The 21,669-nt window shown below is 71.4% G+C and carries 18 protein-coding genes; 15 read left to right on the forward strand and 3 right to left on the reverse strand.

Annotation, left to right across the window (positions count from 1 at the left end):
* Positions 1-3: 3 nt before the first annotated feature.
* Complete coding sequence (locus ACFV6X_RS18390) at positions 4-984, reverse strand: ATP-binding protein (RefSeq protein WP_385384546.1); 981 nt, start codon at positions 982-984, stop codon at positions 4-6.
* A gap of 99 nt (positions 985-1,083) precedes the next feature.
* On the opposite strand from ACFV6X_RS18390, the gene ACFV6X_RS18395 reads away from it, so the two are divergent.
* The gene (locus ACFV6X_RS18395) at positions 1,084-1,908 is read left to right on the forward strand and encodes an oxidoreductase (RefSeq protein ID WP_385384549.1); all 825 of its coding nucleotides are present in this window, start codon (positions 1,084-1,086) and stop codon (positions 1,906-1,908) included.
* A 357-nt stretch (positions 1,909-2,265) separates the two neighbouring features.
* On the opposite strand, the gene ACFV6X_RS18400 is transcribed toward ACFV6X_RS18395, so the two are convergent.
* Complete coding sequence (locus tag ACFV6X_RS18400; RefSeq protein WP_385384552.1) at positions 2,266-3,099, reverse strand: HAD family hydrolase; 834 nt, start codon at positions 3,097-3,099, stop codon at positions 2,266-2,268.
* A gap of 590 nt (positions 3,100-3,689) precedes the next feature.
* On the opposite strand from ACFV6X_RS18400, the gene ssd reads away from it, so the two are divergent.
* The 7 genes from ssd to ACFV6X_RS18435 all read left to right on the forward strand — a co-directional run bounded on the left by ssd (position 3,690) and on the right by ACFV6X_RS18435 (position 9,061).
* Positions 3,690-4,793, forward strand: a complete 1,104-nt coding sequence (gene ssd / locus ACFV6X_RS18405) for a septum site-determining protein Ssd (protein ID WP_385384554.1) — start codon at positions 3,690-3,692, stop codon at positions 4,791-4,793.
* Positions 4,790-6,034, forward strand: a complete 1,245-nt coding sequence (locus ACFV6X_RS18410; RefSeq protein ID WP_385384557.1) for a TadA family conjugal transfer-associated ATPase — start codon at positions 4,790-4,792, stop codon at positions 6,032-6,034. The genes ssd and ACFV6X_RS18410 overlap by 4 nt, the downstream gene beginning before the upstream one ends.
* Positions 6,027-6,887, forward strand: coding sequence for a type II secretion system F family protein (locus ACFV6X_RS18415; protein ID WP_385384560.1), 861 nt, complete (start codon positions 6,027-6,029; stop codon positions 6,885-6,887). The genes ACFV6X_RS18410 and ACFV6X_RS18415 overlap by 8 nt, the downstream gene beginning before the upstream one ends.
* A complete protein-coding gene (locus tag ACFV6X_RS18420) occupies positions 6,884-7,672 on the forward strand; it encodes a type II secretion system F family protein (protein ID WP_385384563.1) in 789 nt (262 codons plus the stop codon). The genes ACFV6X_RS18415 and ACFV6X_RS18420 overlap by 4 nt, the downstream gene beginning before the upstream one ends.
* Before the next feature lie 123 nt (positions 7,673-7,795).
* Positions 7,796-8,005 carry a DUF4244 domain-containing protein gene (locus ACFV6X_RS18425; RefSeq protein ID WP_365450396.1) on the forward strand — a complete coding sequence of 70 codons (210 nt, stop codon included), beginning with the start codon at positions 7,796-7,798 and terminating at the stop codon, positions 8,003-8,005.
* Positions 7,992-8,381 carry a TadE family type IV pilus minor pilin gene (locus ACFV6X_RS18430; RefSeq protein ID WP_385384566.1) on the forward strand — a complete coding sequence of 130 codons (390 nt, stop codon included), beginning with the start codon at positions 7,992-7,994 and terminating at the stop codon, positions 8,379-8,381. The genes ACFV6X_RS18425 and ACFV6X_RS18430 overlap by 14 nt, the downstream gene beginning before the upstream one ends.
* 242 nt (positions 8,382-8,623) lie before the next feature.
* Positions 8,624-9,061: an Rv3654c family TadE-like protein gene (locus ACFV6X_RS18435; RefSeq protein ID WP_385384569.1), complete on the forward strand. Its 438-nt coding sequence runs from the start codon at positions 8,624-8,626 to the stop codon at positions 9,059-9,061.
* Positions 9,062-9,171: 110 nt separating this feature from the next.
* On the opposite strand, the gene ACFV6X_RS18440 is transcribed toward ACFV6X_RS18435, so the two are convergent.
* The gene (locus tag ACFV6X_RS18440; RefSeq protein WP_385384572.1) at positions 9,172-11,682 is read right to left on the reverse strand and encodes a DEAD/DEAH box helicase; all 2,511 of its coding nucleotides are present in this window, start codon (positions 11,680-11,682) and stop codon (positions 9,172-9,174) included.
* A 79-nt stretch (positions 11,683-11,761) separates the two neighbouring features.
* Here ACFV6X_RS18440 and bldG point away from each other — a divergent pair, with 79 nt between their 5' ends.
* The 7 genes from bldG to topA all read left to right on the forward strand — a co-directional run bounded on the left by bldG (position 11,762) and on the right by topA (position 21,618).
* Positions 11,762-12,103 carry an anti-sigma factor antagonist BldG gene (gene bldG, locus ACFV6X_RS18445; protein WP_024885807.1) on the forward strand — a complete coding sequence of 114 codons (342 nt, stop codon included), beginning with the start codon at positions 11,762-11,764 and terminating at the stop codon, positions 12,101-12,103.
* Positions 12,104-12,206: 103 nt separating this feature from the next.
* Complete coding sequence (locus tag ACFV6X_RS18450; RefSeq protein WP_385384575.1) at positions 12,207-12,647, forward strand: ATP-binding protein; 441 nt, start codon at positions 12,207-12,209, stop codon at positions 12,645-12,647.
* Positions 12,648-12,959: 312 nt separating this feature from the next.
* Positions 12,960-15,371 carry a sodium-translocating pyrophosphatase gene (locus tag ACFV6X_RS18455; RefSeq protein ID WP_385384578.1) on the forward strand — a complete coding sequence of 804 codons (2,412 nt, stop codon included), beginning with the start codon at positions 12,960-12,962 and terminating at the stop codon, positions 15,369-15,371.
* Positions 15,372-15,564: 193 nt separating this feature from the next.
* Positions 15,565-16,155 (forward strand): small secreted protein, encoded by a 591-nt coding sequence (locus ACFV6X_RS18460; RefSeq protein ID WP_385384581.1) that lies wholly within the window; start codon positions 15,565-15,567, stop codon positions 16,153-16,155.
* A 38-nt stretch (positions 16,156-16,193) separates the two neighbouring features.
* Positions 16,194-17,714, forward strand: coding sequence for a methyltransferase (locus ACFV6X_RS18465; RefSeq protein WP_385384583.1), 1,521 nt, complete (start codon positions 16,194-16,196; stop codon positions 17,712-17,714).
* A 617-nt stretch (positions 17,715-18,331) separates the two neighbouring features.
* Positions 18,332-18,529, forward strand: coding sequence for a hypothetical protein (locus tag ACFV6X_RS18470; protein WP_385384586.1), 198 nt, complete (start codon positions 18,332-18,334; stop codon positions 18,527-18,529).
* 266 nt (positions 18,530-18,795) lie between these two features.
* Positions 18,796-21,618 carry a type I DNA topoisomerase gene (gene topA, locus ACFV6X_RS18475; protein ID WP_385384589.1) on the forward strand — a complete coding sequence of 941 codons (2,823 nt, stop codon included), beginning with the start codon at positions 18,796-18,798 and terminating at the stop codon, positions 21,616-21,618.
* The last annotated feature ends 51 nt before the right edge of the window (positions 21,619-21,669 follow it).

Raw genomic sequence — 21,669 nt, forward strand, 5'->3', positions numbered from 1 at the left:
TCGTCAGGCGGGGGCGACGACGCCCTCGCTGAGAACGAAGTCGGGGTCGACCTGGGCGGCCAGGTCGGCCCCGTGCCGTTCGTTGGCCCAGGACTGGGCGTTCTTCAGGTGGAAGTGGACCATCTGGCGGGTGTAGCGCTCCCAGTCGCGTCGTTCGTACGTCGCGTCCGCGGTCGTCCGCAACACGTCCAGGGCGCGGCGGTTGACGTCCTCCAACTGCTCGAACCGGGGCGGCCGGCCCTTCTCCATGGCGCGTACCCAGTCGGAGTGCCCGACCGTCACGAGCAGGTCGTCCCCGACTTCGGCGCGGAGGTAGTCGAGGTCGTCCTGGCCCTGCACCTTGTTGCCGACGACCTTCAGCTCGACGCCGAAGTCGCGGGCGTACTCCTTGTACTGGCGGTAGACGGAGATCCCCTTCCGGGTCGGCTCGGCGACGAGGAACGTGACGTCGAAGCGGGTGAACATGCCGGAGGCGAAGGAGTCCGAACCCGCCGTCATGTCCACCACGACGTACTCGTCGGGCCCGTCCACCAGGTGGTTCAGGCACAGCTCCACCGCTCCGGTCTTGGAGTGGTAGCAGGCGACCCCGAGGTCGGCGTCCGTGAAGGGGCCGGTGACCATCAAACGGACGGTCCCGCCGTCGAGTTCCACCGGCCGGGCGCAGGCGTCGTAGACCGGATTTTCCTCGCGTACCCGCAGGAGCCGCGAGCCCTCACCGGGGGGCGTGGTCTTGATCATCGACTCGGCGGAGTCGATGCGCGGGTTGGTGCCGCGCAGGTAGTCCTTGATCAGCGCCAGCCGGTCGCCCATCGCGGGCAGCCCGGCGGACTCCGGCTCGTCGAGGCCGAGCGCGGTGCCCAGATGCTGGTTGATGTCGGCGTCGACCGCGACGACCGGGGCGCCGACGGCCGCGAGATGGCGGATGAACAGGGAGGACAGGGTCGTCTTTCCGCTGCCGCCCTTGCCGACGAAAGCAATTTTCATGTTCATCAAGCGTAGTGGTGCTCGGTACGGGACCTTGCTTTGCGTGAAGAAGACCACTCCTTCGTGGGGTTTCCACGGTGGGTGCGTAGGGTCGTACTCATGAGTACGACAGGCGCTACCGCCGATCCGCTCGCCGCCCTGGGCTCGCTGCCCGGTGTGGCCGAATCCGTGGAGTCCGTGCGCAAGGCCGTGGACCGGGTCTACGGTCACCGGATCATGCGCCGGCGCAGCAACGAGATCACCTCCGAGGCGGCGCTGCGCGCGGCCCGAGGTTCCGCCGCGCTGTCCGGTGCGGACTGGGCCCTCGAAGAGGTGCGCCGGCGCACCGACTTCAGCGGCGACGACGGGGCGCGGGCCGTGGGCGCCGCGCTCCGGCTGAGCGCCGAGGCGGGCCAGTTGCTGTCGATCTGGCGGCAGTCACCGCTGCGGGTGCTGGCCCGGCTGCATCTGGTGGCGGCGGCGGACAAGGCCGACCAGGTGGGGCGGCCCCGGCAGCAGGGTGAACCGGTCGAGGAGCCGCTGGTCGAGCAGCCGCTGCCGGGCGCCGACGAGGTGTCCGGGCGGCTGGAGGGGCTGTCCGGGCTGATCATCGCGGGAAGCTCGGCGCCCGCGCTGGTCATGGCCGCCGTCGTGCACGGCGAGCTGCTCGCACTGCGCCCGTTCGTCTCCCACAACGGCCTGGTGGCACGCACGGCCGAGCGGATCGTGCTGGTCGGCAGCGGCCTCGACCCGAAGTCGGTCTGTCCGGCCGAGGTGGGGCACGCCGAACTGGGCCGCACGGCCTATCTGGCGGCGTTCGAGGGCTATCTCTCCGGCACCCCCGAGGGCATGGCGGCGTGGATCGCGCACTGCGGCCGGGCGGTGGAGCTGGGGGCGCGCGAGTCGACGGCGGTGTGCGAGGCGCTTCAGCGCGGGGCGGCCTGAACAGGGTTGCGGCGGTACGAGTTGTCGTACCGCCGCTGGCATGCGCACCCGGTTACCAAGCGTCCTCGAAATGTTGCCCATCAGGTGGGGATCTTTGCCCGTCACCTGGTGCGGCTGGCCCGTAATCGACGGGTCGACGTCGCGTGGGTGCCTGGTGTTCATGCTCGGTCCGTGTGGCCGAATGCGTTTAAAAGGTGATCCTCTCGGATGTCCTTGGTCTCGCGGGCCGTTGTCTCCTTTGTACTCCACGTGAGGGACAAGCGGAAGCTCTGGCCCTACTTCTTTACTTGTGAATTCAACGATGTGGGGAGCGGTTGCCGATATTCTGAAGCGGTTCGGGCATCAAGGTGCAGCAGGTCAAGCGGTCGCCACCCGGCGCCGATTCGCGTACCAGACAAGGCCGGCGGTGGCCGCGGCGGCACCTATGGCCGCCGCCGCGACCAGAGCCGGACGCGGCGGTACGGAGAACGCGGGCAACCGCTGCTTGAGTCTGACCGGACGGTGGAAATCAAGAATCGGCCATCCGCGCGCGAGTGCCTCACGGCGCAGTGTGCGATCGGGATTCACCGCGTGCGGATTTCCCACCGACTCCAGCATCGGAAGATCTGTCGCCGAATCGCTGTAGGCGTAGCAGCGTGAAAGGTCGTATCCCTCGGACTCGGCCAGCTCCCGGATCGCCTCCGCCTTCGTGGGGCCGTAGGCGTAGTACTCCACCTCGCCCGTGAAGCAGCCGTCGTCACCGACGACCATGCGGGTCGCCACCACGCGGTCCGCGCCGAGCAGCTCGCCGATCGGCTCGACCACTTCTGCGCCTGACGTGGACACAATCACCACATCACGGCCGGCGATGTGGTGCTCCTCGATGAGGGACGCGGCCTCGTCGTAGATGATCGGGTCGATGATGTCGTGCAGCGTCTCGGCGACGATCTCCTTGACCTGCTGTACGTTCCACCCGCGGCACAGCGCCGACAGGTACGCGCGCATGCGTTCGATCTGCTCGTGGTCGGAGCCACCCGCGAGGAAGACGAACTGGGCATACGCGGTGCGCAGCACGGCGCGGCGGTTGATCAGACCGCCCTGGTAGAACGACTTGCTGAAGGTGAGCGTGCTCGACTTCGCAATGACCGTCTTGTCCAGGTCAAAGAAGGCCGCTGTGCGGGGCATCGAGTGGTTTTCCACGACCCAGAGCATAGGGGCAGCCCATTCGGCGTAAGCTCGAGCGTGTGGGTTTGCCTGAGAGGGCTCTCGGGTACACCATGGAAGTCACGGATCGTTCGCGACCGTGCTAACCCGGTCCGACTCCTCCCCCCCCGAGTCGGCCGTGGGGACGACCCCCGCTCTCCCCCCCGGCGGGGGTCGTCGCATGTCCGGGTGGGTTTTTCCCCTCTTTTCGCGGCCGTGAAGCCGCATCGAGGCGGCTGCGGCCGCCTCTTTCGCATGTCCTCGATCAGTCACGGTGCGTAGTCGTCGGACTGCTCTGCGGAACTCGCACAGGAGATGGTGCCGGGGTCACCGGTATGGGTGACAGCGATATTCACAACCATCGAGTTGTCCACAGTTATCGACCAAGATCCACACGATTTCCCGGATCGCTGCACCGTGATTCCTGCGCGGCCCGCTCGCGGCGAGTTCCTGGCCGTTCTGATTGCCGGGCGCGCATGGCCGGATTGCGTCGGCCGTTCATATGGAGGCCGGTTGCCGGTTCTTCACATGTATGCGAATCGCGGGGCCGCAGGGGCTGCGCGAGCGCGAGGCACAAGCAGCGAAGGGGGAAGCAAACCGTGGCCGGAACCGTCACACACGATCCGCAGTCCGCCGCCGGAGGACGGCAGAGCCGACCGCTGATCGTCACCGAGGACGCCGAACTGCTCGACGATCTGCTGCGCCTGTGCGCGGCGGCCGGAGCCACACCGGAGGTCCACCACACCGTGCCGGACCGCAGCGGAGGCTGGGAGGCCGCGCCGCTGGTCCTGGTCGGCGACGACGCCGCGCGGCGCGTGCGCGGGGCCGCGCGCAGACGAGGAGTGGTGCTGGTCGGCCGCGACCAGGACGACCCCGGGGTGTGGAAACGCGCCGTCCAGATCGGCGCCGATCATGTCCTGATGCTGCCCGACGGCGAGCAGTGGCTGGTCGACCGGATCGCCGACGTCGCCGAGGGCGTGGGCCGGCCCGCGCTCACCGTCGGCGTGATCGGCGGCCGGGGCGGCGCCGGTGCGTCCACGCTGGCCTGCGCGCTCGCCGTCACCTCCGCGCGTGAGGGACTGCGCACCCTGCTCGTGGACGCCGATCCGCTGGGCGGCGGACTGGACGTGCTCCTCGGCGGCGAGACCGCCGAGGGCCTGCGCTGGCCCGCCTTCGCGGCCTCCCGCGGCCGGGTCGGCAGCGGCGCCCTGGAGGAGTCCCTCCCCGAGCTGCACTCGCTGAGGGTGCTCAGCTGGGACCGCGGCGACTGCGTCGCCGTCCCGCCCCAGGCGGTACGGGCGGTGCTGGCCGCCGCCCGGCGCCGGGGCGGCGCGGTCGTGGTCGACCTGCCGCGCCGGATCGACGACGGGAGCGCCGAGGCCCTCGCCCAGCTCGACATCGGGCTCCTCGTGGTCCCCGCCGAACTGCGCGCGGTCGCGGCGGCCGGGCGGGTGGCGTCCGCGGTCGGCATGGTCGTGCGCGATCTACGCGTGGCGGTCCGCGGGCCGTACGCGTGCGGTCTCGACGACCGCGAGGTGGCTCGGCTGCTCGGCCTGCCCCTGGCAGGCGAGCTGCCCGTGGAGTCCGGATTGCAGCGCCCGGCCGAGGGCGGGACGCCGCCCGGTGCGGGCGGGCGCGGCCCGCTGGCCCGGTTCTGCCGGGAGTTCTGGGACCGGGCGCTGGTCGAGGCGGGTGCGGCATGAGCACCTTCGCGGGCTCCCTGCTGGACGGCGTGCGGCAGTGGCTGGCGGAGAGCGGCGCCGAGCCCACACCCGCGCGCGTGGCCCAGGCACTGCGGGAGCAGGGCCGGGTGCTGGGCGACGCGGAAGTCCTGGGCGCGGCCGAGCAGTTGCGGTCCGAGCTGGTCGGCAGCGGGCCACTGGAGCCGCTGCTCGCCGATCCGTCGGTGACCGACGTGCTGGTCCCGGCGCCGGACCGGGTGTGGGTGGACCGGGGCGGCGGCCTGGAGCTCACGTCCGTGTCCTTCCCGGACGCGGCGGCCGTACGGCGCCTCGCGCAGCGCCTGGCCGCCGTCGCCGGGCGGCGTCTGGACGACGCCCGGCCCTGGGTCGACGCCAGGCTGCCGGACGGCACCCGGCTGCACGCGGTGCTACCACCCGTCGCAGTCGGCAGCACCTGCCTGTCGCTGCGCGTCGTACGCCCCCGCGCGTTCACACTCGGCGAGCTGGTGGCGGCGGGCACGGTCCCGCCGGGCGGGGACCGGGTGCTCCGGGCGCTGCTGGAGGCGCGGTTGTCCTTCCTGATCAGCGGGGGCACCGGCACCGGCAAGACGACCTTGCTGAGTGCGCTGCTGGGCCTGGTCGGGCCGGACGAGCGGATCGTGCTCGCGGAGGACTCGGCGGAGCTGCGCCCCGACCATCCGCACGTGGTGCGCCTGGAGACCCGGCCCGCCAACCAGGAGGGCGCCGGGCTCGTGACGCTGGAGGACCTGGTCCGGCAGGCGCTGCGGATGCGGCCCGACCGGCTGGTGGTCGGTGAGGTGCGCGGTGCGGAGGTGGTGCATCTGCTGGCCGCCCTGAACACCGGTCACGAAGGCGGCTGCGGGACCGTCCACGCCAACGCCGCCGCGGACGTCCCCGCCCGCCTGGAGGCCCTCGGTACGGCGGCCGGGCTCGACCGGGCGGCTCTGCACAGCCAGTTGGCGGCGGCGCTGTCGGTCGTGCTGCACCTGGCGCGGGACCGGAACGGGCGGCGGCGGATCGCGGAGGTGCATGTGCTGGAGCGGGATGCCTCGGGGCTGGTGCGGACGGTGCCGGCCCTGCGGTGGGGCACGGAGGCCTTTGTGCGGGAGCGGGGATGGGGGCGGTTGCGGGCGTTGCTCTGCGGTGGGGGCGAGGCGGGTCCGGACGCGGTCGAGGGCGAGCACGGGTGTGTGCAGGACGAGCGGCGACTGCCGTGGGGGAGTGGTGAGCGGGATGGGTGAGACGGCGATGAGCGCGGCCCTGGTGTGTGCCGGGGCGGCCGCTTGGCTCTTGGGCGGATGGCATTCGGGCGCCCGGCGGGCGCAACTGCTGCTGGCCGGAGGCGGGGTGGCGGGCAGTGGGCCTCTTGTTTGGCGGCGCTGGAGCGGTGAGTTACGGCGGATCCGTCGGCGGCTGCGGGCCGAGTGGTGGGCGCCGGTCGCCGGGGTGGTGCTCGGGGTGCTGGGGTCGTCGGTGCTGCCGATCGTCGCGGGGGCGGCCGGGATGCCGGTGCTGCGGCGGGTGCGGCTGGCCGGGGAGGCACGGCGGGCGCGGGAGCGGCGAGGCGACGCGGTGATCGCGCTGTGCTCGGCGCTCGCCGGGGAGGTACGGGCCGGACGGCAACCGGGAGAGGCTCTGCTGCGGGCCGCGTGGGACGCCGGAGGGCTCGGTGAGGCACAGGCGTCGGTGCTGGCGGCGGCGCGGTTCGGCGGTGATGTACCGGGTGCGCTCGCGGTGGCGGCACGGCAGCCGGGCGCCGACGGGCTGCTGGGACTCGCGGCGTGCTGGCGGGTCGCGGTCGACCGGGGCGCGGGCCTCGCGGCCGGCCTCGACCGGCTGGAGGCGGCCCTGCGGGCGGAGCGCGACCAGCGTGCGGAGTTCCGGGCCCAGTTGGCCGGCTCGCGCTCCACGGCCGTGATGCTCGCCGCGCTTCCGGCCCTGGGGATCGTCCTCGGCACCGCGCTCGGCGCCGACCCGCTGCACGTGCTGCTGCATACCGGCGCGGGGCTGGGCTGCCTGCTGGTCGGCGGGGTGCTGGAGGGCGTGGGGCTGTGGTGGGCGCTGCGGATCGTGAGGGGAGCTGAGGCGGCGTGAACACGGAAGTCGTCCACAGGCTGGGGGTGGCCCTGGGTGTTGCGCTCGCCCTGGCGTGGCTCGTGCACCGGGCGGTCGGCATACGGCGGGAACGCCGGGCGCGGAAGCGGCTGGCCGAGTTGCTGGGCCGCCGAACCATTGCCGAGGGGCCGCGCTTCGAGGTCGCGGAGGTGGTACGGCGCTGGTGGCCGACGGTCGCCGGGGTCGGCGCCGGGTGGGTGCTCGTCGGCGGCGGCGTGGGTCTCGTCCTGGGCCTGGCCGCCGCGGTCGGGCTGTGGCGTCGGAGCCGGCGGCAGTCAGCGGTGGCGGCCGCGGGTGAGGCACTCGACCTGCGTGAGGCGGCCCGGCAACTGCCGCTCGCCGCCGATCTCGTGGCTGCCTGCATCGCGGCCGGCGCCGGTCCTGTGATCGCCGCGCAGGCGGTGGGCGAGGCCTTGGGTGGTCCGGTGGGAGAGGCGCTGGCGCGCGGGGCGGCGGAAGTACGGCTCGGCGGTGAACCGGCGGCGGCATGGCGCGGGTTGGCCGCCGCACCGGGCGCCGACGCGCTGGCGCGACTGCTGGAACGGGCCGACGTGTCCGGACTCCCCGCGGCCGCACCGGTCGCGCGGATCGCCGCGGACGCCCGCGCCGACTGGGCTCGCGCCGCCACCGTACGGGCACGGCGTGCGGCGGTGTTGGTCACCGCGCCCGTGGGCCTGTGCTTTCTCCCCGCTTTCATCGCGGTCGGTGTGCTGCCCGTGGTGATCGGGCTGGCGGGAGGGGTGCTGGGAGGGGGTGGCGGCTGAGGAGCGGCCGAGGGCGCGCGAGCGCGGTTGGCACAGGGACGAACGGCTTGAGGCGAACGGCTATGGGCGAACAGCTTGAGGCCGACGAACGGACAGATGGAACGGAACCTCACGGGGGTTGAGATGTGCAAGGCGGTACGGGCACGCGCGCGTGCTCTGGTGTGGCGGATGCGCGGCACGCGGAAGGAGGCCGGGATGGTCACCTCCGAGTACGCGGTGGGGATCGTCGCGGCGGCGGCCTTCGCGGTGCTGCTCTACAAGGTCGTGACGAGCGGGCAGGTCAGCGCGGAGCTGCAGAGCATCGTGAAGGAAGCCCTCGATGCGCGGATGTAGGTGGTGGGGGCGGGGCGCGGACCGTGGGTTCGTGACGGCGGAGGCGGCGTTGGTGCTGCCCGTGCTGGTGACGTTCGCGATGGGGCTGGTCTGGGCGCTGCTCGTGGTGGCCGCGCAGATCCAGTGCGTGGACGCGGCCCGGACGGGCGCCCGCGCGGCGGCCCGCCAGGACCCGCACGACGCGGTGGTGGAGGTGACCCGCGAGGTGGCCCCGCGCGGCGCGAAGGTAACGCTCGACCGGGACGGCGATCGGGTCCGGGTCGTCGTCGTGGCCAGGGCACCTGCGCTGGGCCGGCTCTCGTACGAGCTGCGGGAGGAGGCCGTCGCGCTCGCCGAGGAGACGGTGGCGACGGGGCAGAGGGAGGCGGGCCGGTGACGGGAGGTGACGGGCGCGGTGGCGGTGCGCCAGGTGGAGGCGGGCCGGTGTGGGGCGGAGGTGGCGGGTCAGGTGGGGGCGGGCCGGTGAGGGGCGGAGCCGGTAGGCCCGGTGGGGGCGGGCCGGTGAGGGGCGGAGCCGGTGCGCCAGGTGGGGGCGGCTCGGTGAGGGGCGGAGCCGGTAGGCCCGGTGGGGGCGCTCCGGTGAGGGGCGGAGCCGGTAGGCCCGGTGGCGGCGGGCGGATGAGGGGCGGTGACGGGGATCGCGGATCCGCCACCGTGTGGAGCGTCGGTGCGATCGCCGTCCTGTGTGTCGTGTTCGGCGTCCTGCTCGCCCTGGGACAGGCCGCCGTGTCCCGGCACCGCGCGGCAGGCGGCGCGGACCTCGCGGCGCTCGCGGCGGCGGATCACTGGGCGGAGGGCCCCGGGGCGGCCTGTGCCCGGGCGGAACGGGCGGCACGGGACCAGGGCACGCGCCTGGTGCGGTGCGCCATCGTGGGCGAGGTCTCCGACGTGACGGCCGCGTCGGGAAGGGGGCCCTTCACGGTGGAGGTCAGGGCGCGGGCGGGCCCTGCGGAGGCAGCGGATCCGATTCCTCCCGTGGCCCCTCGGGCGCCTCTCGGGGCTGCGGCTGCGCAGGGCTCGCGGGGTCCCCTCCAGGTCCACCTTGAGCCCCTCTGACCGCACCTGGGCCCCCTCCGGCTCCTCCACCGCCCCCTCAGAGTGCCCTCCCGCCCCCTCCGGCTCCTTCACCGCCCCTTCAGGGTCCCCTCCCGCCCCCTCCGGCTCCTTCACCGCCCCTTCAGGGTCCCCTCCCGCCCCCTCCGGGCCCCTTCCGCACCCGCCAGCTTCTCCTCCGGCGCCCCCCGCAACAGCACCGTGAGCAGCCGCACGGCCCCCCGCTTGTGCAGCGGCTCGTTGCCGTTGCCGCACTTGGGGGACTGGATGCAGGACGGGCAGCCGCTGTCGCACTCGCAGGACGCGATCGCCTCACGGGTGGCGGTGAGCCAGGCCTTGGCGGTGTGGAAGGCGCGTTCCGCGAAGCCCGCGCCGCCCGGGTGGCCGTCGTAGACGAAGACGGTCGGGAGGAGCGTGTCGGGATGCAGCGGGATCGACACGCCTCCGATGTCCCAGCGGTCGCAGGTCGCGAAGAGGGGCAGCATGCCGATCGACGCGTGCTCGGCGGCGTGCAGGGCGCCGCCGAGGATCTCCGGGCTGATGCGGGCCTCGTCCAGCTGGTCCTCGGTGACCGTCCACCACACCGCGCGCGTGCGCAGCGTCCGGGGAGGGAGGTCGAGTTTGGTCTCGCCCAGTACCTCGCCGGTGATGAGGCGGCGGCGCAGGAAGGAGACGACCTGGTTGGTGACCTCCACGGAGCCGTAGCAGAGGCGGCCGTGGCCCCAGGGCACTTCGACGTCCGTCTCCAGGACGGAGATCGACGTGGTGTCGCGGGCCACCGTGGAGTACGGCGGGCTGGCCTCCTCGACCAGGGCGACCGAGTCGTCCAGGTCGAGGGAGCGCACGAGGTACGTGCGGCCCTGGTGGAGGTGGACCGCGCCCTCGTGGACGGACGTGTGCGCGGCGCCCGCGTCGACCGTGCCCAGGAGGCGTCCGGTGCCGGCCTCCACGATCTGGATCGGCCTGCCGCCCTCACCCCGGATGTCGGCCAGGTCGGCGGCCCGCTCCCGGCGGGTCCAGTGCCAGGCCTTCGTGCGCCGGCGCAGCAGCTTCGCGGCCTCCAGCTGCGGGAGCAGCCCCGCGCTGGCGGGGCCGAACAACTCCAGGTCGTCCTCGACCAGGGGAAGCTCCTCGGCGGCCGCGCAGAGGTGGGGCGCGAGGACGTACGGGTTGTCGGGATCGAGGACGGTCGACTCCACCGGCTGGTCGAACAGGGCCTCCGGATGATGGACCAGGAAGGTGTCCAGCGGGTCGTCACGGGCCACCAGGACGGCCAGCGCGCCCTGACCGGAGCGGCCGGCCCGGCCCGCCTGCTGCCACAGGGACGCGCGCGTGCCCGGGTATCCGGCGATGACGACCGCGTCCAGGCCGGAGACGTCGACGCCCAGCTCCAGGGCGGTGGTGGCGGCCAGCGCGAGGAGTTCGCCGGAGTGCAGGGCCCGTTCCAGCGCGCGGCGCTCCTCGGGGAGGTAGCCGCCGCGATAGGCGGCGACGCGCCGGGGCAGGGAGCGGTCGATCTCCGCGAGCCGTTCCTGGGTGATCACCGAGATCAGCTCGGCGGCACGCCGGGAGCGCACGAAGGCGACCGTACGGACGTTCTGGAGGGTGAGGTCGGTCAGGAGGTCGGCGGTCTCGGCGGTGGCGGTACGGCGGACGGGGGCGCCCTTCTCGCCCTGGAGTTCGGTGAGCGGGGGCTCCCAGAGGGCGAAGACCAGTTCCCCGCGCGGGGAGGCGTCGTCGGCGACCTCAACGACCGGGAGGCCGGTGAGGCGGCGCGCGGCGACGGCAGGCTCTGCGGCGGTAGCGGAGGCCAGCAGGAAGACCGGGGAGGAGCCGTAGCGGGCGCAGAGGCGGCGCAGGCGGCGCAGTACCTGGGCGACGTGCGAGCCGAAGACGCCGCGGTAGGTGTGGCACTCGTCGATGACGACGTACTTCAGCGACTTCAGGAAGGAGGCCCAACGGGGGTGGGACGGCAATATGCCCCGGTGCAGCATGTCGGGGTTGGTCAGGACGTACGTGGCGTACTGGCGGATCCACTCGCGCTCCTCGAACGGAGTGTCGCCGTCGTAGACCGCCGGCCTCACCGATTGGCCCAGCGGATGTGAAAGTTCCTTCACGGCTCGGCACTGGTCGGCCGCGAGGGCCTTGGTGGGGGCCAGGTACAGGGCGGTGGCGCCGCGCCCGTTCGGGGCCTCGGCGCCGTCCATCAGCGTCGAGAAGACCGGGACCAGATACGCCAGGGACTTGCCGGACGCCGTGCCGGTGGCGACGACCACGGACTGGCCGTCCAGCGCGTGTTCGGCGGCCCGTGCCTGATGGGCCCAGGGGTGTTCGATGCCGGCGGCCTGTACCGCGGCGATGACCTCGGATCGGATCCGGTCCGGCCAGACTGCATGCCGACCGGCGCGCGGGGGCAAGTGCTCCGTATGAGTGATGCGCGAAGCCCTGTTCGGTCCCGAGGCGAGCCGGTCCAGGACCGTGCCCGGAGCGGGGCGGGATGCGGTGTCCGTCGGGGATCGATCGGATCGGTGATTCTTGGCCATCGGCACCGAGTGTGTCACCGGCTTGACGGACAATGGGACCAAGGCGTCGTGCACGCCTGCCGGTAAGTGATTGAATGCCATCGCGGCTGGCGAACCGTCCAGGGGGATCTGCCGAGATGTCCCAAGGACGACCGCTCGATAGCAAGGTGCTGGAGGATCCGTGGACCTGTCTCTGTCGACCGAGACCATCGGCGATCGCACGATCGTCAGGGTCGGTGGCGAAATCGACGTATATACCGCGCCAAAGCTGCGCGAGCAGCTGGTCGAGCTGGTGAACGACGGCAGTTTCCACCTCGTCGTCGACATGGAGGGCGTGGACTTCCTCGACTCCACCGGGCTCGGCGTGCTGGTCGGCGGACTGAAGCGGGTGCGTGCCCATGAGGGCTCGCTGCGCCTGGTCTGCAACCAGGAGCGCATTTTGAAGATCTTCCGCATCACCGGCCTCACCAAGGTGTTCCCGATTCACACCTCGGTCGAGGAAGCGGTGGCGGCCACCGACTGATCACCGCGCCCGGGCCCTGTGCCCGGGGCGGCAGATTCGTAGAGGGGGTCCGGGCTTTCGGGGGCCCGGACCCCGAGCACGCCCGTAGCTCAGAGGGGGATGCATGGCCACCGTCGAACTCCGCTTCAGCGCGCTGCCCGAGCACGTCAGGACCGCCCGGCTGGTGGCGGCGGCGGTGGCACGCAGGGCCGGGGTGGACGAGGCCGTCCTCGACGAGGTCCGGCTCGCCGTCGGTGAGGCCTGCTCACGTGCCGTCGGGCTGCATCAGCTCAGCGGGATCACGGCGCCGGTGAAGGTGGCGCTGATCGAGGAGGAGAAACAGTTCTCCATCGAGGTCGGCGACGAGGCGCCGCATGCTCCTACCGGGGTCCGGACATCCGGCGCAGCCGCCGACGACCCCGACGCGGAGACCGAGGAGGACGAGATGGGCCTCGCTGTCATCAGCGGCCTCGTCGACGACGTCGAGGTGACCGCCGGGCAGCACGGCGGCCTGATCCGTATGACCTGGCCCACCACGCCGCAGTCGACCGCGGTGCTGCCCTGACGTCACCCCATCGGAGTAATCACAGCGAGGGCCCCGCTCGGCGGGGCCCTCGCTGTTTTACGTGTGAAACGCCCCCGAATTCGTGAAGGAATTCACGATCGGTGTGGATCAATCGGCTGATCAGCGACGCCGCAATTCGATCAAGCATGCACACCTCTGGGGCATTACCACTTTCGGGTTCGCGACCTTCCTGCGATCATTTGCGGTGAGTACGGGACGACTAATTCCGCTTGCCGCGCCCTGTTTTGATCAGGACCGGCTCCCTACAATCCGTCCACATCTTGAGCTCAGCCCAAGCGTCAAGGAGGACGAATGGCGGGGCTTTCTACCCCTCATCGGTTGGACCATCTGGACCACTCCACAACCTTCGCAGCCGCAGTGCTGACCGACGGCAACCGCGTCATGGTGATGGTCATCGCGGCCGTCGCCCTGGCCGCCCTGGTCGTCGCCGGCGTGCTGCTGCGTCAGGTGCTCGCGGCAGGCGAGGGCACCGACAGCATGAAGGAGATCGCGGCGGCCGTGCAGGAAGGCGCCAACGCCTATCTGGCCCGGCAGTTGCGCACGCTCGGCGTATTCGCCGTCGTCGTGTTCTTCCTGCTCATGCTGCTGCCCGCGGACGACTGGAATCAGCGCGCCGGAAGATCGGTGTTCTTCTTGATCGGCGCGGGGTTCTCGGCGGCCACCGGCTATATCGGCATGTGGCTCGCCGTGCGCAGCAATGTCCGGGTCGCCGCGGCCGCCCGGGAAGCGACTCCGGCGCAGGGTGAGCCGGAAAAGGATCTCACCCTCGTCTCGCACAAAGCCATGAAGATCGCTTTCCGCACGGGCGGCGTCGTCGGCATGTTCACGGTGGGCCTCGGTCTGCTGGGCGCCTCCTGCGTCGTGTTGGTCTACACGGCCGACGCGCCGAAGGTGCTGGAGGGATTCGGCCTCGGGGCCGCCCTCATCGCGATGTTCATGAGGGTGGGCGGTGGCATCTTCACCAAGGCCGCCGACGTCGGCGCCGACCTGGTCGGCAAGGTCGAGCAGGGCATTCCGGAGGACGATCCGCGCAATGCCGCGACCATCGCCGACAACGTGGGCGACAACGTCGGCGACTGCGCGGGCATGGCGGCCGACCTGTTCGAGTCGTACGCCGTGACCCTGGTCGCCGCGCTGATCCTGGGCACGGCGGCCTTCGGCGACTTCGGGCTGGCGTTCCCGCTGCTGGTCCCGGCGATCGGTGTGATCACCGCGATGATCGGCATCTTCGCCGTGGCCCCGCGGCGCGCCGACCGCAGCGGGATGAGCGCGATCAACCGCGGGTTCTTCATCTCCGCGGTGATCTCCCTCGCCCTGGTGGCGATCGCCGCCTTCGCCTACCTGCCCTCGTCCTACGCCGAGCTCGACGGCGTCACCGATGCCGCGATCCTGGCCCAGGGCGGCGACCCGCGGATCCTCGCGCTCGTCGCGGTGGCCATCGGCATCCTGCTCGCCGCCGTGATCCAGCAGCTCACCGGCTACTTCACGGAGACCAACCGGCGCCCGGTGCGGGACATCGGCAAGTCCTCGCTCACCGGCCCGGCCACCGTCGTCCTCGCCGGTATCTCCGTCGGCCTCGAATCGGCCGTCTACACCGCCCTGTTGATCGGCCTCAGTGTCTACGGGGCCTTCCTGCTCGGCGGTACGTCGATCATGCTCGCCCTGTTCGCGGTCGCGTTGGCCGGTACGGGGCTGCTGACCACGGTCGGTGTGATCGTCGCCATGGACACCTTCGGGCCGGTCTCCGACAACGCGCAGGGCATCGCCGAGATGTCCGGCGACGTCGAGGGCGCGGGCGCGCAGGTGCTCACCAACCTGGACGCCGTCGGCAACACCACCAAGGCCATCACCAAGGGCATCGCCATCGCCACCGCCGTCCTCGCGGCCGCGGCGCTCTTCGGGTCGTACCGTGACGCGATCACCACCGGCGTGCGGGACGTGGGCGAGGAGCTCAGCGGTGAGGGCGCGCCGATGACCCTGGCGATGGACATTTCGCAGCCCAACAACCTCGTCGGCCTCATCGCGGGCGCGGCGGTCGTCTTCCTCTTCTCCGGACTGGCGATCAACGCGGTCTCGCGGTCGGCGGGTTCGGTGGTGTACGAGGTGCGGCGGCAGTTCCGCGAGCGGCCCGGGATCATGAACTACACAGAGAAACCGGAGTACGGGAAAGTCGTCGACATCTGTACGAGGGACGCGCTCCGGGAGCTGGCCACGCCAGGTCTGCTCGCGGTGATGGCGCCGATCTTCATCGGGTTCACGCTCGGCGTCGGCGCGCTCGGCGCGTATCTGGCGGGCGCGATCGGGACCGGCACCCTCATGGCGGTGTTCCTCGCCAACTCCGGCGGTGCCTGGGACAACGCCAAGAAGCTCGTGGAGGACGGCCACCACGGAGGCAAGGGCAGCGAGGCCCACGCCGCGACGGTGATCGGCGACACGGTCGGTGACCCCTTCAAGGACACCGCCGGCCCGGCGATCAACCCGCTGTTGAAGGTGATGAACCTGGTCGCGCTGCTCATCGCGCCCGCGGTGATCAAGTTCAGCTACGGGGACGACGCGAGCCTCGGCATACGGATCCTGATCGCCGTACTGTCCCTGGTCGTGATCGTCGTGGCGGTGTACGTCTCCAAGCGGCGCGGCATCGCCATGGGCGACGACGACGCCGAGCCGACGGCCAAGTCGGCCGATCCGGCGGTGGTTTCGTAGATCGTCGCACCCGGCTCGACCCAAGGGGCGGGCGGACGGCGCGTATTGACGCGTCGCCCGCCCGCCCCGTTGTGCGCGCGCCCGCGCCGTGAGCCTTCTCTCCCTTGGTGCAAATGGTTGCAATAAGGTGAATATAGGACCTGGGTCATGCGTTTGCTGTGCGCTTGGCGTGTATGTTCCGGGGCCGAGAGCCATGGAAGGGGCCAAACCGGTGAACAAGAAGCTCGCGGCCGCACTGTCCGGCGGTGCGGTACTGGTGCTGGCGCTGTCGGGATGCAGCAGCGACGACGGCAACGAGAAGCTGGACGCGTGGGCCAAGCAGGTCTGTGACGACCTGCAGCCGCAGGCCAAGAAGATCGCGGCCGCCAACTCCGCGATCCAGAAGGAGACCTCGGACAACAGCACGCCGGAAGAGGTCCAGAAGACCGACGCGGCGGCCTTCCAGGACATGTCCGACGCCTACAAGGCGATCGGCGCCGCCGTGAGCAAGGCCGGCGCGCCCGACGTCGAGAACGGCGACAAGAAGCAGCAGGACGCGGTCAAGGAGCTCAACACCATCTCCTCGTCCTACGCCTCCCTGCGCAAGCAGGTCGACGACCTCGACACGAAGGACCAGGCGAAGTTCGCCGACGGTCTCAAGGAGATCGCCACGGAACTCGACAAGCTCAGCCAGAGCGGCAACGACGCGCTGACGACCCTGGAGGAGGGTGAGGTCGGCCAGGCGATGGCCAAGCAGGACACTTGCAAGAGCGCGTCGTCCGCGCCGTCGGCCACGCAGGGCTGACGTTCGCGACGGCCGTGCCGCACGGTCACAATGGGGGCGTGAGCAACGCCAGCCTCTCCGCCCTGCCCGCCACCGACCGCCCCGACGTCACCGCGCGACTGCGGGAGGCCCTCCTGGGGGCCGCCTTCACCGCCGACGGACTGCTCGAACTGCTCGGCGCGCCCGCCTACGCGGCGCTGGCGCGCAGCGAGGTCGTTCCCGCGCTCCGGGCGACGCGCGGGGACACACCGCTGGAGGTGCTCGTACGGCTGTTCCTCCTGCAGCAGCCCGTGCCGTACGCGCGCGTGGAGGGCGTTCTGCCCGTCGACGCGTGCCTGGAGAGCGGGTGGCTGACGCGTGTCGGCGGTGCCGAGGTCGCCGCGGCCGTGGACGTCCGGCCCTACGGCGGGCTCGACGGCGAGGACTGGTTCATCGTGTCCGACCTGGGCTGCGCGGTCGGTGGCGCCGGTGGCATCGGAAGCCGGGACGAGGGCGTCGTGCTGGGCGTCGGCGGCGCGTCGACGACGCTGGCCGGGATCACGGTCCGTACGCCCGTCCCCGCGGCCCTCGACCTCGGCACCGGGTCAGGCATCCAGGCGCTGCACGCCGCACAGCACGCCACGCGCGTGACGGCGACCGACGTCAACCCGCGCGCGTTGCACATCACCGCGCTCACCCTCGCGCTGTCCGGCGCGCCGGCCGCGGAACTGCGCGAGGGCTCGCTCTTCGCGCCGCTCGCGGACGACGCGACGTTCGACCTGATCGTGTCGAACCCGCCCTTCGTGATCTCCCCCCGCGCCCGGCTGACCTATCGCGACGGCGGCATGGGCGGGGACGATCTGTGCCGCACGCTCGTTCAGCGAGCGGGGGAGCGGCTGAACGAGGGCGGGTTCGCGCAGTTCCTCGCCAACTGGCAGCACGTCGAGGGGGAGGACTGGCAGGAGCGGCTGAGGTCCTGGGTGCCGCGTGGCTGCGACGCGTGGATCGTGCAGCGCGAGGTGCAGGACGTCACGCAGTACGCAGAGCTGTGGCTGCGCGACGCGGGCGACCACCGGGGTGACGTGGCCGAGTACCAGGCGCGGTACGACGCCTGGCTGGACGAGTTCGAGGCGCGCAAGGTGCGGGCGGTCGGGTTCGGGTGGATCACCCTGCGCAAGCGGGGGGCGGCGGTGCCCTCGATCACCGTGGAGGAGTGGCCGCATCCGGTCGAGCAGCCGCTCGGCGAGACGGTCCGGGCGCACTTCGAGCGGCTCGACTATCTGCGGTCACGGGACGACGCGGCTCTGCTGGAGGAGCGCTTCCGGCTGGCCGTCGAGGTGGTGCAGGAGCAGGTCGGGCTGCCCGGGGCGGAGGACCCGGAGCATCTCGTGCTGCGGCAGAACCGCGGGATGCGGCGCGCCACCAAGGTGGACACGGTGGGCGCCGGGTTCGCCGGCGTGTGCGACGGGTCGCTGACCGCGGGGCGGATCCTGGACGCCATCGCCCAACTGGTGGGTGAGGATCCGGTGTTGCTGCGGGACCGGACGCCGGCGCAGATTCGGTTGCTGGTGGAGCAGGGGTTCCTGGAGCCCGCGGAGTGAGGTGAGGCCGGGGCGCGTGGGGTGAGGCGCCCGGGGCGCGTGGGTGGGTCCGGAGCCCGCGGGGTGAGGCGGGGCGCGCGGGGACGGGGTGTGCGCGCCGGAGCGGGGCGGCTGTGAGGGGCCCGTACGCCGGAGCGGGCGCCAGGGAGAGGCGCGGTGTGCGAGGGGAGGCGCCCGCGGAGGGGGTGCGCGCTGGGGTGCGGGGGCGCTGAGACGGGGTCGCGCGCCGGTGCGCTCGGAGGAGACGCGGATCAGGACAGGACGCCGGCGAGCTCGCGCCGGGCGCCGTCGATCTTCGGACGGTCGTACGGAATCCAATGCCGCTGCCGCCATGAGCGCAGGATGTGAAAACCGGCCAACCATGGAACGCAGGGCCGGCGGGATCATGCGGCGAGGTCATCCTGATCATGGCCGGGGACCGTCCGAGGAAGCGGCGGCCGAAAACTGCTGAAAAAACTTTCGAAAGCCCTGGCGTGATGAAGTCAGGCCTTGGCCGAAAGCAGACGCAGGGCCCCGTCGACCCCCCGTTCACGTCAGGTTCGCCTGGACGCAGCCCGTGCGTGTCAACCTCCCGGGAATTGAACACCCGCCGACGGGAAAAAGGGGCACGCGGAGCCATGGAGAGTGGACCGGCGATCTTCGCGGGAATGGTGTTCGCCCTGTTCGGAGGCGGCTTGCTGGTGTGGACGGCGAGTCGGGTGCGCCGTCGCGAGCCGGTCGCCCACGGTGTGAACCCCGTCGCATCGGCGACCCTCTCGACCGTCGCCGCGGTGATCGCGCTGACCCTGGGCGCGTGGTGCTTCACCCAGCTCTGACAGCCCGCGAGGCGTTCCACCTGGGGTAATCGGTAGGACACGCTCCGGATGGAACCGGTCGGTTCGGCAGACACTCCGGGCGGCAGGAATGGCGGTAGTCGGGTTACCGTTCGAGTGGCCGTTGCGGGCTTTTCCCGTTTGACACGGGGGCGGGATGTACCGTCACACTCCGCAGCGTCACCAGCGAGTGAGCCATGAAAGGTGCCCTGACCCCGGGAGTGCAAGGCCTGGGGAGGCCCCAGCGTCGACCGGAGAGAAGAGCGAAGTTGTCCCCGACCAGCGAGACCGCACAGGGCGGCCGCCGACTCGTCATCGTCGAGTCGCCTGCCAAGGCGAAGACGATCAAGGGCTACCTCGGCCCCGGCTACGTCGTCGAAGCGAGCGTCGGGCACATCCGCGACCTCCCCAACGGCGCGGCGGAGGTGCCGGAGAAGTACACCGGCGAGGTCCGCCGCCTCGGCGTGGACGTCGAGCACGACTTCCAGCCCATTTATGTGATCAACGCCGACAAGAAGGCGCAGGTCAAAAAGCTCAAGGATCTGCTGAAGGATTCCGACGAGCTCTTCCTCGCCACCGATGAGGACCGGGAGGGCGAGGCGATCGCCTGGCACCTCCAGGAAGTCCTCAAGCCCAAGGTCCCGGTCAAGCGGATGGTCTTCCACGAGATCACCAAGGCCGCGATCCAGGCCGCCGTGGCCAACCCGCGCCAGCTCAACCAGAAGCTCGTCGACGCCCAGGAGACCCGCCGCATCCTCGACCGCCTCTACGGCTACGAGGTCTCGCCGGTGCTGTGGAAGAAGGTCATGCCGCGGCTGTCGGCGGGCCGCGTCCAGTCGGTGGCCACCCGGCTCGTGGTCGAGCGGGAACGCGAGCGCATCGCGTTTCGTTCGGCTGAGTACTGGGACCTGACGGGCACCTTCGCGACCGGCCGCGCGGGAGATTCGTCGGACCCGTCGTCGCTGGTCGCCCGCCTCCAGACCGTCGACGGCAGGCGGGTCGCGCAGGGCCGCGACTTCGACTCCCTGGGGCAACTGAAGAGCGCGAACACCCTCCACCTCGACGAGGCGAACGCCCGCGCCCTCGCCGCCGCCCTGGAGGACACCCGGTTCTCCGTCCGCTCGGTCGAGTCCAAGCCGTACCGTCGCTCGCCGTACGCCCCGTTCCGTACCACGACGCTCCAGCAGGAGGCCAGCCGCAAGCTCGGCTTCGGCGCGAAGGCGACCATGCAGGTCGCGCAGAAGCTGTACGAGAACGGCTACATCACGTACATGCGTACGGACTCCACGACCCTGAGCGACACGGCGGTGTCGGCCGCCCGTGCCCAGGTGACGCAGCTGTACGGCGCCGACTACCTGCCGGACCGGCCGCGGACGTACGCCGGCAAGGTCAAGAACGCGCAGGAGGCGCACGAGGCGATCCGGCCCTCGGGTGATCGTTTCCGCACGCCCGCCGAGACGGGCCTGACCGGCGACCAGTTCAAGCTCTACGAGCTGATCTGGAAGCGGACGGTCGCCTCCCAGATGAAGGACGCGACCGGGAACAGCGTGACGGTGAAGATCGCCGGCACCGCGGCCGACGGCCGGGACGTCGAGTTCAGCGCGTCCGGCAAGACGATCACGTTCCACGGCTTCCTGAAGGCCTACGTCGAGGGCGCCGACGACCCGAACGCGGAGCTGGACGACCGCGAGCGCCGGCTCCCACAGGTGGGCGAGGGCGACCCGCTGTCGGCCGAGGAGATCACGGTCGACGGCCACGCCACCAAGCCGCCGGCCCGCTACACCGAGGCCTCGCTGGTCAAGGAGCTGGAAGAGCGCGAGATCGGCCGCCCGTCGACGTACGCGTCGATCATCGGCACGATCCTCGACCGCGGCTATGTGTTCAAGAAGGGCACGGCGCTCGTCCCGTCCTTCCTGAGCTTCGCCGTGGTCAACCTGCTGGAGAAGCACTTCGGCCGGCTCGTCGACTACGACTTCACCGCCAGGATGGAGGACGACCTCGACCGCATCGCGCGCGGTGAGGCACAGGCGGTGCCGTGGCTGAAGCGGTTCTACTTCGGCGAGGGCACCGTCGCGGGCGTCGCCGCGGACGCCGGCAACGGCGACGGGGACCACCTCGGTGGCCTCAAGGAACTGGTGACCGACCTGGGCGCGATCGACGCGCGCGAGGTCTCCTCGTTCCCCGTGGGCGGCGACATCGTGCTGCGCGTCGGGCGCTACGGCCCGTACATCGAGCGTGGCGAGAAGGACACCGAGCAGCACCAGCGCGCCGACATCCCGGCCGACCTGGCGCCGGACGAGCTGTCCGTCGAGCTCGCGGAGGAACTGCTCGCCAAGCCGAGCGGCGACTTCGAGCTGGGCACCGACCCGTCCACCGGCCACACGATCGTCGCCAAGGACGGTCGCTACGGCCCCTACGTCACCGAGGTCCTGCCCGAGGGCACCCCGAAGACCGGAAAGAACGCCGTGAAGCCGCGGACGGCCTCGCTGTTCAAGTCGATGGCGCTGGACACGGTGACGCTGGAGGACGCCCTCAAGCTGATGTCGCTGCCGCGTGTCGTCGGCAAGGACGCGGAGGGCGTCGAGATCACCGCGCAGAACGGGCGCTACGGGCCGTACCTGAAGAAGGGGACGGACTCGCGGTCGCTGCAGACCGAGGACCAGCTCTTCACGATCACGCTGGAGGAGGCCGACGCGATCTACGCCCAGCCGAAACAGCGTGGCCGCGCCGCCGCCAAGCCGCCGCTGAAGGAGCTGGGCGACGACCCGGTCAGCGCCAAGCCGGTGGTCGTCAAGGACGGTCGCTTCGGTCCGTATGTCACGGACGGCGAGACCAACGCGACCCTGCGGTCCGGTGACAGCGTCGAGACGATCACGCCGGAGCGCGGCTTCGAACTGCTCGCCGAGAAGCGCGCGAAGGGCCCCGTCAAGAAGACGGCGAAGAAGGCCCCCGCCAAGAAGGCTCCGGCGAAGAAGGCCACGGCGACGAAGAAGACGGCCGCCAAGAAGACCACGGCGGCGAAGAAGACGACGACCGCGAAGAAGACGGCCGCGAAGAAGGCGACCGCTTCCAAGACGACGTCGGAGGAGTGAGCGGGCGGGGTCCGGCACTTCGAGCGGCCGGACGAACCCGCCTCGGCCGGC

Origin of the sequence: Streptomyces sp. NPDC059861, assembly GCF_042731435.1 — a bacterium.
GTDB lineage: Bacteria > Actinomycetota > Actinomycetes > Streptomycetales > Streptomycetaceae > Streptomyces.